The sequence below is a fragment of the Halomonas sp. MES3-P3E genome, assembly GCF_002836035.1.
GTDB lineage: Bacteria > Pseudomonadota > Gammaproteobacteria > Pseudomonadales > Halomonadaceae > Vreelandella > Vreelandella arctica.
On sequence record NZ_PJBT01000021.1, the window covers coordinates 115,369 to 129,923 of the forward strand.

Consider the following 14,555-nt stretch of genomic DNA (forward strand, 5'->3'; position numbering starts at 1 on the left):
TCATAGCGATAACTGCCTGCCAGCGGTATTCAATATTTCCATCACTAGCTCGTCAAAAGAGATACCCGCATGTGCCGCTGCCTGAGGAACCAAGCTATGGTCGGTCATCCCAGGCACCGTATTAACTTCCAGTAGCCAGAAACGTCCTTCGCTATCGCGCATGACATCCACCCGCCCCCAGCCAACGCCGCCAATCGCGGCAAACGCCTGTTGGCATAGATCCGCAAGCGCAGCTTCCTGCTCCGAGGGCAGTCCACACGGCAAATGATATTGAGTGGTATTAGCGATATATTTCGCTTCGTAGTCGTAGAAACCGCCCGGCACTTCAACGCGAATCGCTGGCAATACCTGGCTACCAAGCAGCGCGACCGTGTACTCGTCGCCGACGATAAAGCGCTCTGCCATTACGCGTGCGTCGAACTGCGCCGCCTCGTGATACGCAGCTTCAAGCGCCGCCTGACTTTTGACAATGCTAATACCTAGCGTTGAGCCTTCATGCACGGGTTTCACAATCAGCGGCAAGCCAAGCTGAGCGACCACGGCTGACCAATCCGAACCGGCATCCAGCATGATGCTCTCTGGCGTCGGCAAGCCAACCGCACTCCATACTTGCTTGGTGCGCTGCTTATCCATACCCAACGCTGAGGCAAGCACGCCACTGCCGGTATAGGGAATATTGAGCAGCTCCAGCGCCCCCTGAAGCGTGCCGTCTTCACCGCCGCGTCCATGCAAGGCAACGAAGACCACCGAAGGAGCCAGCTGCTCTAATCCCACCAGGCCGTTGTCGCGGGGGTCATAACCACAGGCATCGATGCCCTTACGCTGAAGGGCCTCAAGTACTGCCGCCCCGCTTTTAAGCGATACCTCGCGTTCAGCAGACGTACCGCCGTAAACGACAACGACTTTTCCGTGCGACTCAGGGTTTGTTACGTCAACGCTCACAGATCTACCTCGTTCATCGCTAGCTGTGCCTGTGCAAGACGCTGGGAAATCCCTCCCACATCACCAGCACCCTGGGTAATTAAAATATCGCCTGGCCGTAACACATTGGCTAACAGCACCGGCAACTCGTGCTTATGCTCGACAAAGAGCGGATCGACTTCTCCACGCTGGCGAATCGACCCAGCCAGGGTTCTCCCCTCGGCACCAGGAATAATAGCTTCACCGGCGCTGTAAACATCAAGCAGCACCAACGTATCGACTTGGGAAAGTACGCGTACAAAGTCTTCATACAAATCGCGGGTACGGCTATAGCGATGGGGTTGGTAAAGCATCACCAGACGGCGCTCGGGCCACCCAGCGCGAACGGCCTGAATAACCATGTCGACTTCACGTGGGTGGTGACCATAGTCATCCACCAGCATGATGTCGCCGCCGCCTTTTGGTGCAGGGAAATGCCCATGCACCTGAAACCGCCGACCCACGCCTGCAAAGCTCGCCAACCCACTCAAAATCGCACTATCGCTGACACCCGCATCAGTAGCCACAACAATCGCCGCCATGGCGTTAAGAGCATTGTGGCGACCCGGCATGGCCAAACGTACCGTTAACGGCTCAGCGCCGCCTGGGCGTAACGCAGTAAACGAAACTTCTCCTTCGCGCTGGGCAAAATCGACAATGCGATAGTCAGCATCGCTATCAAAACCATAGGTCACAAACTGCCGCTTCACCTGATCGCACAGTACGCGGACATGCGGGTCATCAATACACAGTACCGCTAGGCCATAAAACGGTAGATTATGCAGAAATTCGATAAAGGTACTTTTCAGCCGCTCGAAGTCACCACCATAGGTCGCCATATGGTCAGCATCAATATTGGTAACGATGGATACCATTGGCTGCAGGTGCAGAAACGAGGCGTCGGACTCATCGGCTTCGGCAACGAGGTAGTCGCCCTCGCCCAGGCGAGCATTGGTACCGGCGCTGGTTAGCTTACCGCCGATCACAAAGGTCGGGTCTAATCCTCCCTCGGCCAGCAGGGTCGCCGTCAAACTGGTCGTGGTGGTTTTGCCATGGGTACCCGCCACGGCAATCCCGTGACGAAAGCGCATCAGCTCGGCGAGCATCTCAGCCCGGCGCACGACCGGTACACGATGCTCGTGGGCCCAGCGAATTTCAGGGTTGGTTTCATCAATGGCGCTGGACACCACCACCACGTCAGCATTTTCCACGTTTTCTTCAGCATGACCGATCGCCACGCATACACCGCATTGGCGCAGCCGCTCTACGACTGAAGAGGTTTTCATGTCGCTACCGCTGACGATATAGCCCTGGTTAGCCAGCACCTCTGCAATACCGCACATACCTGCGCCACCAATACCCACAAAATGAATGCGCCGAATGCGACGCATGCCTGGGCCAGCGGGAGTGCCACGTGAGGGAGTCATGGGTTTGTCTTTATCGATCACGCAGAGTCTCCTAGCTTTATCATCGCCAAACACCCTTCAGCCAAGCGCTGAGTCGCATCCAAATGCGCGGCCTGACGTGCTTTCGCCGCCATCGCAGCCAGGGTATTGGGGACGAGCAATTCATTTAAAAATTCACTTAACCGCTCAACCGTCAGCTCAGACTGTACAACGCACTTGGCGGCCCCCGCCTTAACCAACACCTGCGCGTTGATACGCTGATGGTCATCGACCGCAAAGGGAAAAGGCACCAGCAATGCAGGCTTGGCGGCGGCGGCCAGCTCGGCCACGGTGAGCGCACCAGAGCGGCATACCACTAAATCGGCCCACTCATAAGCAGCAGCCATATCATCAATAAAGGGACTAACCTCAGCGTTTACGCCGTGCTGCTGATAATTTTCGGCAGTCGCAACATCACGATCCTTACCCGCCTGATGGCGGACCTCGGGTCGCTGCTCAACAGGCAGTTCAGCAAGCGCTGGCGCCAAGCGTTCGTTTAGCGCCACTGCGCCAAGCGAGCCCCCCACCACTAGCAGACGCAGTGGCCGAGCAGTGAGCGCGTCGGCACTTCGTGGCGTGCTACCCAAGGCGGCGATATCGTCACGCACGGGATTACCAATCACTTCGGCGCGTGAGCCAAATGCTTCTGGGAAAGCGGCATAGGTACGTTTAGCCAGTCGCGATAAAACGCGATTTGTCAGCCCTGCGACCGCGTTCTGCTCATGGATAACCAGAGGAATGCGTGTCAACCAAGCTGCCAACCCGCCAGGGCCACTGGCAAAGCCACCCAGGCCTACCACAACATGCGGCTTGAACTCTCGAATCACCGTACGCGCCTCTAAGACTGCACGGGAGAGATTCAACGGCGCCTTTAGCCAGCCGGTTATGCCATTGCCACGCAGACCGCTGATGGCAATAGTATGCAATTTAATACCCGCCTCAGGTACCAGACGGTTTTCAATACCCCTGGGGCTTCCCAGCCACTCAACGTCTACCTGCTGCGCCTGCAGTGCGTTGGCGAGCGAAAGCGCTGGAAACACATGGCCGCCGGTGCCACCTGCCATTATCAGCACTCGCCGCCTAACATTAGTCTTCACATCAAACTCCTGATAGCACCAAGCCGCATAACGTTACGATAACCGCGGTTCATGGCGCGATTTATACGGGGTGGACGCACGCCGGGGACGATGGCGCGTTTCGGCATCCGTGCGCAGCAGCAGCCCCACCATCACGCCAGTCACCAATAGACTAGAACCGCCATAGCTCATTAGCGGCAATGTTAACCCCTTGGTCGGCAATAGCCCGGAACTGACCGCCATATTAATAAACGCCTGCGCTGCCACAATAAACCCAATGCCGTAACTTACATAAGCGCCAAAAAGATGCCCGGCCACCTCCGCTCTGCGTCCTACCCACATAGCGCGTGCAATAAATAGCGTAAACAGCAGCACGACAATAATCGCACCGATCATTCCCAACTCCTCGGCGATCACCGCAAATATAAAGTCGGTATGCGCTTCCGGCAGGTAGTGTAGTTTTTGCACGCTGTTGCCCAGCCCGGTACCGGTCACGTGCCCCCGCCCGAAGGCAATCAGCGCCTGGGTTAATTGGTAACCTGTCGCAAATTGATCCGCCCAGGGGTCAAGAAAACTCGTCCAACGCGCCAGTCGATAGGGCTCTATCACCACCATCATCACTGCCCCTGAGCCAAGCAGCGCTCCACTGCCCACGAGCAGCACTAGCGAAGCGCCACTCATCATCAACATACCGATGACACAAACGGTAAAGACCACCATGCCGCCAAAATCCGGTGCTAAAAAAAGCAGCCCGGCAGGCACCGCCAGCACCGCTAAGGGGCGCCACATGCTGAATGCGCGCCGGCGCAAATCGTAGGTGAAACGCGACATAAATGCCGCCATATAAAAAATCAGCCCAATTTTGGCAAATTCAGAGACCTGCAAACTAGGCAATGGCCCCGGCAACGCTATCCAGCGCTTACTGCCGTTAATTTCCTGGCCAACAATCAGTACTAGAACCAACAGAAAGATAGAGGCAAGCAGAATAAGCGCAGCATTCTGGCGCCAGGCTTCCAGCGGCACACAGAGCATAAATACACATGCCATGATAGCGAGTACTAGGAAAATGCCGTGCTGGCGGGAGTAGTGGTAGGTATCTTCCAGTAAGCCAATTGATGCCGAACTCACCATTACCCAGCCCAAACCCGCTAAGGCTACTGCCGCCATCACCAGCCAGATATCACAGGGCAGATCCCGCGTGGTAAGAACAGTACGCAGACGCTGAAGTCGGCTCATGACGCTCCCCCAGTAGTGGACTCTGCCTGTTGATGCACCCAGCGGCGAAATACCTCGCCGCGTTCTTGGTAATTAGCAAACTGATCCAGGCTTGCACAGGCAGGTGATAGCAGCACGCAGTCTCCAGGCTGAGCGATTTCAAACGCTGCTTGCATGGCCTGAGTTAGATCGTCTACTTGCTGAGTCGTCACGTGACCATCCAACGCCTCTGCCAATCGCGGAGCATCCAACCCAAACAGCAGCACATGACGCGCGCACTTCTTCAAAGGCTCGGCCAACGGGGTAAAGTCCGCGCCCTTACCAACCCCGCCGGCCAATAGAATCAAGCGTCCTCCCAGCATAGCGCCAATGCCATTGATGGCCGCCAGAGTAGCGCCCACATTGGTGCCCTTGGTGTCGTTAACCCAGGTAACATCGTTGATACGCGCTATCATTTCGCTGCGATGTGCCAGCCCTTTAAAGTCACGCAGTGCGCGACACATGGGCGCCGCTGCAAACCCTAATGCCTGCCCCATCGCCAGTGCAGCCAGTGCATTAAGGTAATTGTGCTGCCCAGTCATGCATAACTCATCAATGGACAACCAGGGCGTGTCACCCTGCATCAGCATTAATTTATCTTGATCACGCGCCAGCCCCCACTGGCCCTCCACCGGAGCGTCATGGGAAAAGTAGGCCACTTGGTCAACGGGATAGTCAGGCCATGTTAGAGGGTCATCCCCATTCACCACCGCGTGCTGGGCACCGATAAAGATACGTTGTTTTGCAGTTCGATAACCGTGCATATCACCGTGACGATCAAGGTGATCTTCGGACAGGTTCAGGAACGCGGCACAGCTCGCCCCCAGACAAGGAGTCGTCTCCAGCTGAAAGCTCGAGAGTTCAAGGATATAGAGCGCGGCATCCGGGTGGCTGGCCAACAAGTCCAGCGCGGGGGTGCCCAAATTACCGCCCACTGCCGCATTCACGCCTGCCGCCGCTGCCATTTCACCGAGCAGTGTGGTCACCGTCGACTTCGCATTAGAACCGGTGATAGCAGCAATGGGCGCCTTCGCGGCACGCACGAACAGGGCCATCTCACCCACCACCATCGGCTCCCCAGTGCGAGGATTTAGCTGATCCGCCAGCTCTTTTAAGCCCGGCATTCTTGGGTCAAGCCCAGGGCTTACCACCACCTCTTCCACATCGCGCAGGTCCAGCTCAGTAAGCGAGCCGCAGTGAATTTCCACCCCCGGATGCGCGGCGCGAAAATCATCAAGCCCCGGCGGTTCGGCCCGCGTGTCCGCTACCATGTAAGGTACATCTAAGCGACTTAAATGACGGCAGATCGCCCGACCGGAAAGCCCCAGCCCGACAACCAGCGTTACTCCCTTAGCTACTTGAACCATTACAAGCTCCCTCTCGCATCATGCCAACGATCAGTCGACGCACTCATGGTCAGATGCATTAACGAACTTTGAGCGTTGCGAGGCCAAGCAGCACTAGCACCACGGTAATAATCCAAAAGCGGACAATGACCCGCGGCTCAGGCCAGCCTTTCAATTCATAGTGATGATGCAAAGGCGCCATTCGGAAGATACGACGCCCGGTGAGCTTGTAGGATCCCACCTGAAGGATGACCGACACCGTTTCCATGACAAAAACACCGCCCATGATAAACAGCACAATCTCCTGGCGTACGATCACGGCCACCACACCCAGCGCAGCCCCTAACGCCAAGGCACCTACGTCGCCCATAAAGACCTGGGCGGGATAAGTGTTAAACCATAAAAACCCCAGCCCAGCGCCAGCAATCGTTGCGCAGAACACGGCTAATTCACCGGTTCCGGCAATAAACGGAATATGCAGATATTCGGCGAAAACGGTGTTGCCACTGGCATAAGCGAATACCGACAAGCCCATGGCCACGAGCACCGTCGGCATAATAGCTAGGCCATCTAAGCCATCAGTTAGATTGACGGCGTTGGAGCTCCCTACAATCACGAAATAGGTAAGCACGATATAGAAGACCCCGAGCGGCAGCGCCACCTCTTTGAACAGCGGCACCAGCAGGCTGGTCTCGACCGGCGTGGAGGCGGTTAAATAGAGCAACAGCGCCGCCCCCAAACCCACCACCGACTGCCAGAAATACTTCCAGCGAGCGGGTAAACCGCGTGGATTTTTTTCCACTACTTTGCGGTAATCATCGACCCAGCCGATGGCGCCGAAGCCGAGCGTGACACCCAGCACCACCCAGATATAGAGATTGGTTAAGTCACCCCATAACAAGGTGCTGATGGCAATGGCCAGCAAAATCATTGCCCCCCCCATGGTGGGGGTGCCCGCTTTTGAGAGGTGGGATTGCGGCCCATCGTCACGCACGGATTGCCCGATCTGGCCTTCCACGAGGCGCCGAATCATCCATGGCCCCAGCCATAAACAGAGCATTAACGACGTGAGAGCGCCTAAAATTACGCGAAGGGTTAAATAGTTAACGACCTGAAAATCAGATTGGTACTGCGACAGAAAATTCGCCAAGTGAAGTAACATGAACGGCGTTTACCTTATTTATCCGAACGCAGTGCATTAACGACATGTTCCATGCCCGCACTGCGCGACCCTTTCACCAGCAACGTAGTGTCAGGCGGCAAAGTATGAGTGACATAACGCGTTAGCGTCTCGTGATCGTTAAAGTGCAGCCCACGACCAAAGGCTTCGCTGGCGGGACGTGCGGCCTCGCCCAGCGTTAACAGCTCATCAATACCAAGCTCGGCGGCGTAGTGGCCGATATCGGCGTGCAGCGCAGCCGATGCTTCCCCCAGTTCGCCCATCGCCCCTAACGCACACCAGCGTGGCGGAGGAAAGCTGGCCAAGGTATCCAGGGCCACTTTGACCGCGCCAGGATTGGCATTATAAGTGTCATCCAGCACAGTGACACCCCGCAATCCGGATACCACGACCAACCTACCGGCAAGCGCTTGCAGCGATTCCAGGCGTGATATAACTTGCTCTTCCGGCACGCCGAGCATTAATGCCGCAGCTGCAGCGGCCAACGCATTACTGACATTGTGCTTGCCCAGTAAAGGCAAACGCACTTGGCCCAGCGCTCGACCATGCTGCAATAGCGTGAAAGCATACCGCCCTTGCGAATCACAGGAAAGCGCTGCGGCGCTCACATCCGCCTCGGGGTGAAAACCAAAGCTCACCACCCGCCGCGGAGCCGCACGAGCAGCCCAAAACGTAAAATAGTGATCATCCCTATTCAGAACAGCAGTACCCTGCTCGCCCAGCCCGACCAGCAGCTCACTTTTCGCCTGGGCAATCTGCCCCATGCCACCGAACTCGCCCACATGGGCACCGGTGACATTGGTAATAATCGCCACATCGGGCTTGGACAGCGGGGCTGTCCAGGCGATTTCACCTAAATGATTAGCGCCCAGCTCAATCACCGCGGCTTGATGATGCGGCCGCAATTGTAATAAGGTCAGCGGCGCGCCAAAGTCGTTATTCAGATTACCTTGAGTGGCTAATACGTCGCCTAAAGGCGCTAGCAGAGCAGCACACATCTCTTTGACGGTCGTCTTACCGCTATTGCCGGTGACGGCTACCACGGGACCATGCCATGCGCGCCGGTGCGCACCGGCAATCAGCCCCAGGGCCAAACGTGTATCCGGACATACCAGCTGGGGTAAGTCGACAGCAACGGGCGCCTCTACCAATGCCGCTACGGCACCGAGCTCGTGGGCAAGCGCAACAAAATCATGACCGTCAAAGCGGGGGCCTTTAAGGGCAACAAACAGGCAGCCAGGCTCGATCTTGCGGCTATCGGTTACGACTGAACTGACTAGCAGCTGCGCCCTATCAACAAGCGTCTCAATACCCAGCACTGAGGCGAGCTGGCCAAGTGTCCACTGCATTAGTCGCTTCTCCGCCCAGCGAAGGCACGCTGGATCTCTTCGCTATCGGCATAGGCATGGCGAACCCCTTGGATATCCTGATACGCCTCATGGCCTTTTCCGGCGATAAGCACGACATCCTGAACAGCCGCCTGCTGAATAGCGGTGGCCACGGCCTTCTGGCGGCCCCCTATTTCAATAGGGTGCGCGGTATCAGAGAACCCAGACAAAATCTGTTGGCGGATTTGCTCAGCGGACTCGTGCCTAGGATTATCATCGGTAACGATAATGTGGTCGGCCAGCGCCTCGGCAGCTTTAGCCATTTCGGCTCGTTTACCCGTATCACGCTCCCCCCCGCAGCCGAATACACACCACAATTTGCCAGCATCACCCAGATGGGCACGCAGCGCTTGTAGCGCGCTATGAAGCGCATCCGGCGTGTGCGCATAATCCACCACCACGGTAGGCGTGCTGTCATCACCATAGCGCTCCATCCTGCCCGGCACCGGTGTCAGCGAAGAGGCGGCGGAGAAGAGGTCGTCGAGTGATTCGCCTAATCCGTACAACACAGCCATCGCTAACAGCACGTTATCTAAATTAAAACGCCCCATTAAGCCTAAGCTGAGCATTTTCTCGCCATCGGGTGTCGCAATCATTGCCTGCTGCCCCTGCTCAGATGCCTGCCAGTCCAGCACGCGCAAGGTAACGGCTTCATCTTTACCCGTCGCCAGCACCCGTACATTACTGTTGCAACCTGCCAGCATTAAGCGTGCTAAGGGGTCATCGCCATTGACTACCGCTAGACGGAGCTCAGAGCGCCGGAAAAGCTTCGCTTTGGATGCCGCATAGGCGGCCATACTGCCGTGGTAGTCCAAATGGTCGCGAGTCAGATTGGTAAACACGCCTACGCTTACGTTTACCGCTTCCAAGCGGTACTGATCCAGCGCATGGGAAGAGGCCTCAAGCGCCACACGCCGCACACCCTGGCTGGCAAGCTCACCCAATGTCGCCTGCAGCGTTAAGGCGCCAGGCGTGGTTAAGCCGCCATCGCGCAACTCACCGGGGCGCCCTACACCCAACGTACCAATCAATCCGGTGGGCGTTCCTAATGTCTCGCTAAGTGCAGCGATATAGTGAGTGACGGAGCTTTTACCGTTGGTACCGGTCACGCCAATCACTTCAAGATCATTAGGCACTTTAAACATGGCGCGCCCTAACTCACCCAAGCGCACCGAAAGATGCGGCAGTTTCAGCACGCGGCCTTCAAGCAACACCTGACCGGGCTCGCCTTGCGCTAACACAAGCACAGCACCCGCCTCGAGCGCTTGCTCGATAAAATCGCGACCATCACGCTGGCTGCCCGGTACTGCCACAAAAACATCGCCCGTTTGTAGCTTGCGGGAATCCATTTCTATGCGTACTAGATCCGGCAGCTCAGGCAGGTCGGCGGGCAGTGGTGAATTAGGCCATACGTGCGCAAGCGCCGACACCACATCGACTGAACTCAGCGTCATGCAAACTCCTTAGAAAAACTACTCGGCATCGTGATCCGGCGGAACATCCAACAAGCGCAAAGCATTACCCGTTACGCTGGAAAAAACCGGGGCGGCGACAGCACCACCATAAAATTCGCCGGCCTTGGGGTGATCAATCATGACTACAGTGACGATACGCGGATCAGAAATAGGCGCAATCCCTGCAAACACACTGCGATAAGCATCGGTGGTATAGCCTTGCTGTCCGGTCTTACGCACGGTGCCCGTTTTCCCTCCCACGCGATAACCTTCCACACGGGCTCGCCGACCACCGGTATAAGCGGCTACCGAGGTTTCCAAAATATTGAGCAGATCATTCGCAACCGTAGGCGATATAGCAGGAATGCCCTGAGGGGGTTCAGAAAGGCGTAAAAGAGAGGGCTGCAAACGAACACCATCATTAGCTAACGCTGTGTAAGCACTCGCTAGCTGCACCGCGGAAACAGAGAGTCCATAGCCATAAGAGAGCGCCGCTCGCTCACTGCGCGACCAGCGCACCGGTGCGGGCAAACTACCCGTCGACTCACCAGGAAAGCCTGTGCCGGGCGCTTGCCCTAACCCTAACTGGTTATATTTTTCCCAAAGGGCAGTATCGCTCAGTTGCAGTGCTAAGCGTGACATACCGATATTCGATGACTTCTCCAGGATACCGGCCAGATCCAACTCGCCATAGTTACGGAAATCGCGAATCGTAAATTGATCCAGCCGCATCCAACCGGGTGATGTATCCACTATGACATCGCGGTCAACCACCCCGCTCTCCAAAATAGCCGCCATGGCCAGCGGCTTCATGACCGAACCAGGCTCAAATACATCCACCAGTGCTTGGTTACGCAACCCACGCGGATCGAGTCCTGCCCGGTTATTAGGGTTATAGGAGGGCAAGTTCGCCATTGCCAGCACCTCCCCCGTGCGCGCATCCATCATTACCAGTACGCCACCATCAGCCTCATTCTCAGCGACTGCCGCACGCAGCTCACGGTACGCCATATACTGAATACGTTGATCGATAGCCAAAGTGAGCTCGCCACCCGGCTGGGCTTCGTTAATCACGCCAAGCTCACGCACCAGACGCCCACGGCGATCTTTAATTACCCGTCGCTGTCCAGGGTGGCCAGCCAAATAGGGCTGATAGGAGAGCTCTAAACCTTCTTGTCCAATGTCATCAACATTGGTGACGCCCAATAATTGCGCCGCCACTTCGCCAGCAGGATAGTAGCGCTTGTATTCACGCTGGGGATAAACACCGGGGGTTCGTAGGTTAAGGATCTGCTGGGCCGCGGCGGGTGTCATTTGGCGGCGTAAATACATAAATTCACGCTCGCTAAAGCGTGCTACACGCGACTCAAAGTCATCCAGCGTCATCCCTAACGCCTGGGCTAGCATAACGCGCTGTATGGCATCCTCGGGCAACTCCTGGGGATTCGCCCAGAGTGTGACGACCGGCGTAGAAATAGCCAGTGGCTCTCCATTACGATCGGTAATCATGCCGCGGTGGGCGGGAATCGCTTCATGGCGGAGGGTCCGTGCATCCCCCTGGCTTTGCAGAAACGGACGGTCAATAACCTGAAGCAGCGTAATGCGGCCGATTAAAATAGCGGATGCCAAACCAATCGCCAATAAAATAAATACGAACCGGCCGCCTCCAAGAGGAGGTGCAATCGGGGCCTGACGAGAGGTGCCTCCGCGACGCTCGCTTCTCATGGCCTAATCACCTCAACATCATGGACATCGGGGATTCGCATGCCCAGGCGCTCGGTGGCAATTTGCTCAATGCGGGCGGGCGTTGACCATGCGCCCTCTTCAAGCAGCAGCTGCCCCCACTCTGTTTGCAGTTGGTTCTCTTCTTGCTCTAGCTGTTGCAGCTGAGCAAATTGCACCCGCGTCATATGCGTAGTAATGACAACAGCTAACCCAGAGGCCATGCAGAGTAAAAATAACAGGCTAATAACCACTGGCCAGGCGCGCAGACGTAGCTTGAAAGGCCATTCGGTGCGTAGCGTGGTTGCCCACTGCTCAATCCGATCCATGCTCATGATTACATCCGTGATTACATCCGTTTGCGTGCAGCCCGCATGACGGCACTTCGTGCGCGAGGATTAGCATCCACTTCTTCCTCACTTGGCCGCACGCCTTTGCCTAACGCCTCAAGACGCCGATTCATTTGATCGTCGCGAATAGGCACCCCACGCGGAAGGTCAGTGTCACCGCGCACATGATGACGGATAAAACGCTTCACGCGGCGATCTTCCAGCGAGTGAAAACTGATCACCACTAAGTGACCGCCGGGGGCAAGCGCCTCAAGCGCCGCATCAAGCGCACTGTCTAACTGCTCAAGCTCACCGTTGACGAATATACGCAGCCCTTGGAACGCTTTGGTGGCTGGGTGACGCCCTTTTTCCCAGGCGGGGTGAGCAACTTTAAGTACTTCAGCCAAATCCACCGTATGGGTGAATGGCTTCTCGACTCGACGAGTGACCACCGCCCGGGCTAAACGCTTGGCATAACGCTCTTCACCATAGGTTTTAAACACGTAGGCAATATCAGCTTCACTGGCACGCGCCAAGAATTCAGCAACACTTTGTCCCTGGGTAGGATCCATGCGCATATCCAGCGGGCCATCACGCATAAAACTAAAACCGCGCTCGGGATCATCAAGCTGAGGGGAGGAAACGCCTACATCAAGCAGCACCCCTGAAAGCTTACCGAACACGCCTTGCTCACGAGCAAACTCGGCAAGCTGGGCAAACTCACGCTGGGTAATCTGGAAACGCGAATCATCAATGTCAGCCGCTGCGGCAATGGCTTGGGGGTCGCGATCCATGGCGAGCAGCTGACCTTGCTCGCTCAGACGGTCAAGAATTACCCTTGAGTGACCGCCTCTCCCGAAAGTACCGTCTAAATAAACGCCTTGATCGTCATGCACCAGGGCATCAATAGCACCTTCCAGTAGTACGCTGGTATGGCGAAAGCGGGAAGCAACCTGTTCAGCGTCAGGAGAAGGCATTTTTTTCTCACACAAGATGTTAGAGACAACGTAATAAAGAGCGTGCATGCACGCCCTGATGTGGAAATGGGGGAGTCGGCCGATAAGCCGGGTTCTGTCGTGGACAGCCATTCCTCTAGGCGCTGCGTTACCACAGCGCTCAAGCAACCTACCCGGACCCAGCGCGGGCCACGCCATTGGGTCCCTATTTGGTCTTGCTCCGAGTGGGGTTTACCATGCCACGCACTGTTACCAGGCGCGCGGTGCGCTCTTACCGCACCCTTTCACCCTTACCGGCCCCAGAGGTTTATTTCAGGGGCTTAGGCGGTCTACTCTCTGCTGCACTTTCCGTCGGCTCACACCGCCCAGGCGTTACCTGGCACTCTGCCCTATGGAGCCCGGACTTTCCTCCCCCAACACCTTTTAAGGGGTATTAGCGGCGACTGTCTGGCCAACTCCGGCGGCAAGCATACCAGCGCCCTCGACTTGCCTCAATGCTCGCCTTTAATTGCTTGCAAACGAGCGTACCAAGCTTGCTTACGCCCACCGAGCATTCGCGAGGCAATCGCAGCGCCCTGCTTAACGCCCACGCCCTCTGCCAGCAGTGCCTCTAGCAAGGCCTCCGCTGATATATTCTGATGTTCACTCTGCTCAACCGGCGGAGCGCCAGCCACAATAATGACGAATTCGCCGCGAGCTTGATTAGGGTCAGCCGCCAACTGCTCAAGCAAACTCTCAGGCGTTCCGTGCAAAAACGTCTCAAAAGTTTTGGTTAGCTCACGCGCTAATACCACATCCCGCCCGGCCATTTGCTCCTGCAGCGCCTCAAGGGTGTGCACAATACGGTGAGGCGACTCGTAAAACACCAACGTCTCTTCACGGGTTTTCCAGCCTTCTAGTGCTTGACGTCGAGCACCTGGCTTAGCGGGCAAAAAGCCAGCAAATACGAATCGGTCGGTGGGCAGCCCGGCTCCTGACAGCGCGGTGATCAGCGCACAGGGGCCAGGAATCGGCACGATATGGCGGTTTCGCGCCCGCAGCTCCCGAACCAACACAAAACCTGGATCGCTAATCAACGGTGTTCCTGCATCGCTGATTAAGGCAATATCTTCTCCTGCGGCGAGATAGCTATCCAAGGTATCCACACGACGCGCTTCATTGTGTTCGTGTAAGGAGACCATCGGCTTATTCAAGCCTAAGTGCGCCAACAGGCGGCCGCTATGGCGGGTATCTTCAGCTGCAACCCGCGCGACTTGCCCTAATACCCGAGCGGCACGTGCGGTTAAGTCGTCCAAATTCCCAATTGGCGTGGCAACCACGTACAATGTACCCGGATTATGGTCTGGCATTGTTGACTCTCAATTCGTTGATGGCTTGCTCTATCGGTGCGCTATGCTTGTGCCGTAGCCTCGGCAAACGCTGGCAAGCAGCGACAGCGCAAATGG

Annotated in this window: 12 protein-coding genes and 1 other RNA gene; all 13 read right to left on the reverse strand. The window is 56.5% G+C overall.

All coding sequences use genetic code 11. The features are described from left to right. A complete protein-coding gene (locus tag CXF87_RS07715) occupies window positions 1–942 on the reverse strand; it encodes a D-alanine--D-alanine ligase (protein WP_101146221.1) in 942 nt (313 codons plus the stop codon). Next, window positions 939–2,387: a UDP-N-acetylmuramate--L-alanine ligase gene (gene murC / locus CXF87_RS07720; protein ID WP_101146289.1), complete on the reverse strand. Its 1,449-nt coding sequence runs from the start codon at window positions 2,385–2,387 to the stop codon at window positions 939–941. Before murC ends, CXF87_RS07715 begins: the two co-directional genes overlap by 4 nt. A 17-nt stretch (window positions 2,388–2,404) precedes the next feature. Beyond that, on the reverse strand, window positions 2,405–3,502 hold the full coding sequence (gene murG, locus CXF87_RS07725; protein WP_269801095.1) for an undecaprenyldiphospho-muramoylpentapeptide beta-N-acetylglucosaminyltransferase: 1,098 nt from the start codon (window positions 3,500–3,502) through the stop codon (window positions 2,405–2,407). Window positions 3,503–3,535: 33 nt separating this feature from the next. Next, window positions 3,536–4,717 (reverse strand): putative lipid II flippase FtsW, encoded by a 1,182-nt coding sequence (gene ftsW / locus CXF87_RS07730; protein ID WP_101146223.1) that lies wholly within the window; start codon window positions 4,715–4,717, stop codon window positions 3,536–3,538. Continuing rightward, window positions 4,714–6,102, reverse strand: coding sequence for a UDP-N-acetylmuramoyl-L-alanine--D-glutamate ligase (gene murD / locus CXF87_RS07735; RefSeq protein WP_101146224.1), 1,389 nt, complete (start codon window positions 6,100–6,102; stop codon window positions 4,714–4,716). The genes ftsW and murD overlap by 4 nt, the downstream gene beginning before the upstream one ends. 58 nt (window positions 6,103–6,160) lie before the next feature. Further along, entirely contained in the window at window positions 6,161–7,243 is a 1,083-nt protein-coding gene (mraY, locus tag CXF87_RS07740; RefSeq protein ID WP_008958685.1) for a phospho-N-acetylmuramoyl-pentapeptide-transferase, read from the reverse strand. Between the two features lie 14 nt (window positions 7,244–7,257). Next, window positions 7,258–8,610: a UDP-N-acetylmuramoyl-tripeptide--D-alanyl-D-alanine ligase gene (locus CXF87_RS07745; protein ID WP_101146225.1), complete on the reverse strand. Its 1,353-nt coding sequence runs from the start codon at window positions 8,608–8,610 to the stop codon at window positions 7,258–7,260. Then, window positions 8,610–10,103, reverse strand: a complete 1,494-nt coding sequence (locus tag CXF87_RS07750) for a UDP-N-acetylmuramoyl-L-alanyl-D-glutamate--2,6-diaminopimelate ligase (protein WP_101146226.1) — start codon at window positions 10,101–10,103, stop codon at window positions 8,610–8,612. Before CXF87_RS07750 ends, CXF87_RS07745 begins: the two co-directional genes overlap by 1 nt. Window positions 10,104–10,121: 18 nt before the next feature. Beyond that, on the reverse strand, window positions 10,122–11,828 hold the full coding sequence (locus CXF87_RS07755) for a peptidoglycan D,D-transpeptidase FtsI family protein (RefSeq protein WP_101146227.1): 1,707 nt from the start codon (window positions 11,826–11,828) through the stop codon (window positions 10,122–10,124). Then, the gene (ftsL, locus tag CXF87_RS07760) at window positions 11,825–12,160 is read right to left on the reverse strand and encodes a cell division protein FtsL (protein WP_101146228.1); all 336 of its coding nucleotides are present in this window, start codon (window positions 12,158–12,160) and stop codon (window positions 11,825–11,827) included. Before ftsL ends, CXF87_RS07755 begins: the two co-directional genes overlap by 4 nt. A 14-nt stretch (window positions 12,161–12,174) precedes the next feature. Beyond that, complete coding sequence (rsmH, locus tag CXF87_RS07765) at window positions 12,175–13,131, reverse strand: 16S rRNA (cytosine(1402)-N(4))-methyltransferase RsmH (protein WP_157826477.1); 957 nt, start codon at window positions 13,129–13,131, stop codon at window positions 12,175–12,177. A 67-nt stretch (window positions 13,132–13,198) separates the two neighbouring features. Further along, window positions 13,199–13,569, reverse strand: an RNA gene (gene rnpB / locus CXF87_RS07770) — RNase P RNA component class A. 32 nt (window positions 13,570–13,601) lie between these two features. Beyond that, window positions 13,602–14,459: a 16S rRNA (cytidine(1402)-2'-O)-methyltransferase gene (gene rsmI / locus CXF87_RS07775; RefSeq protein WP_008958679.1), complete on the reverse strand. Its 858-nt coding sequence runs from the start codon at window positions 14,457–14,459 to the stop codon at window positions 13,602–13,604. Between the last annotated feature and the right edge of the window lie 96 nt (window positions 14,460–14,555).

Excerpts from the sequence above, each read along its gene's own strand:
- CXF87_RS07750 (WP_101146226.1), bottom strand. The coding sequence starts at position 10,103 with ATGACGCTGAGTTCAGTCGATGTGGTGTCGGCGCTTGCGCACGTATGG.
- ftsL (WP_101146228.1), bottom strand. The coding sequence starts at position 12,160 with ATGAGCATGGATCGGATTGAGCAGTGGGCAACCACGCTACGCACCGAA.
- rsmI (WP_008958679.1), bottom strand. The coding sequence starts at position 14,459 with ATGCCAGACCATAATCCGGGTACATTGTACGTGGTTGCCACGCCAATT.
- CXF87_RS07745 (WP_101146225.1), bottom strand. The coding sequence starts at position 8,610 with ATGCAGTGGACACTTGGCCAGCTCGCCTCAGTGCTGGGTATTGAGACG.
- mraY (WP_008958685.1), bottom strand. The coding sequence starts at position 7,243 with ATGTTACTTCACTTGGCGAATTTTCTGTCGCAGTACCAATCTGATTTT.
- rsmH (WP_157826477.1), bottom strand. The coding sequence starts at position 13,131 with ATGCCTTCTCCTGACGCTGAACAGGTTGCTTCCCGCTTTCGCCATACC.
- CXF87_RS07755 (WP_101146227.1), bottom strand. The coding sequence starts at position 11,828 with ATGAGAAGCGAGCGTCGCGGAGGCACCTCTCGTCAGGCCCCGATTGCA.
- ftsW (WP_101146223.1), bottom strand. The coding sequence starts at position 4,717 with ATGAGCCGACTTCAGCGTCTGCGTACTGTTCTTACCACGCGGGATCTG.
- murC (WP_101146289.1), bottom strand. The coding sequence starts at position 2,387 with ATGACTCCCTCACGTGGCACTCCCGCTGGCCCAGGCATGCGTCGCATT.
- murD (WP_101146224.1), bottom strand. The coding sequence starts at position 6,102 with ATGGTTCAAGTAGCTAAGGGAGTAACGCTGGTTGTCGGGCTGGGGCTT.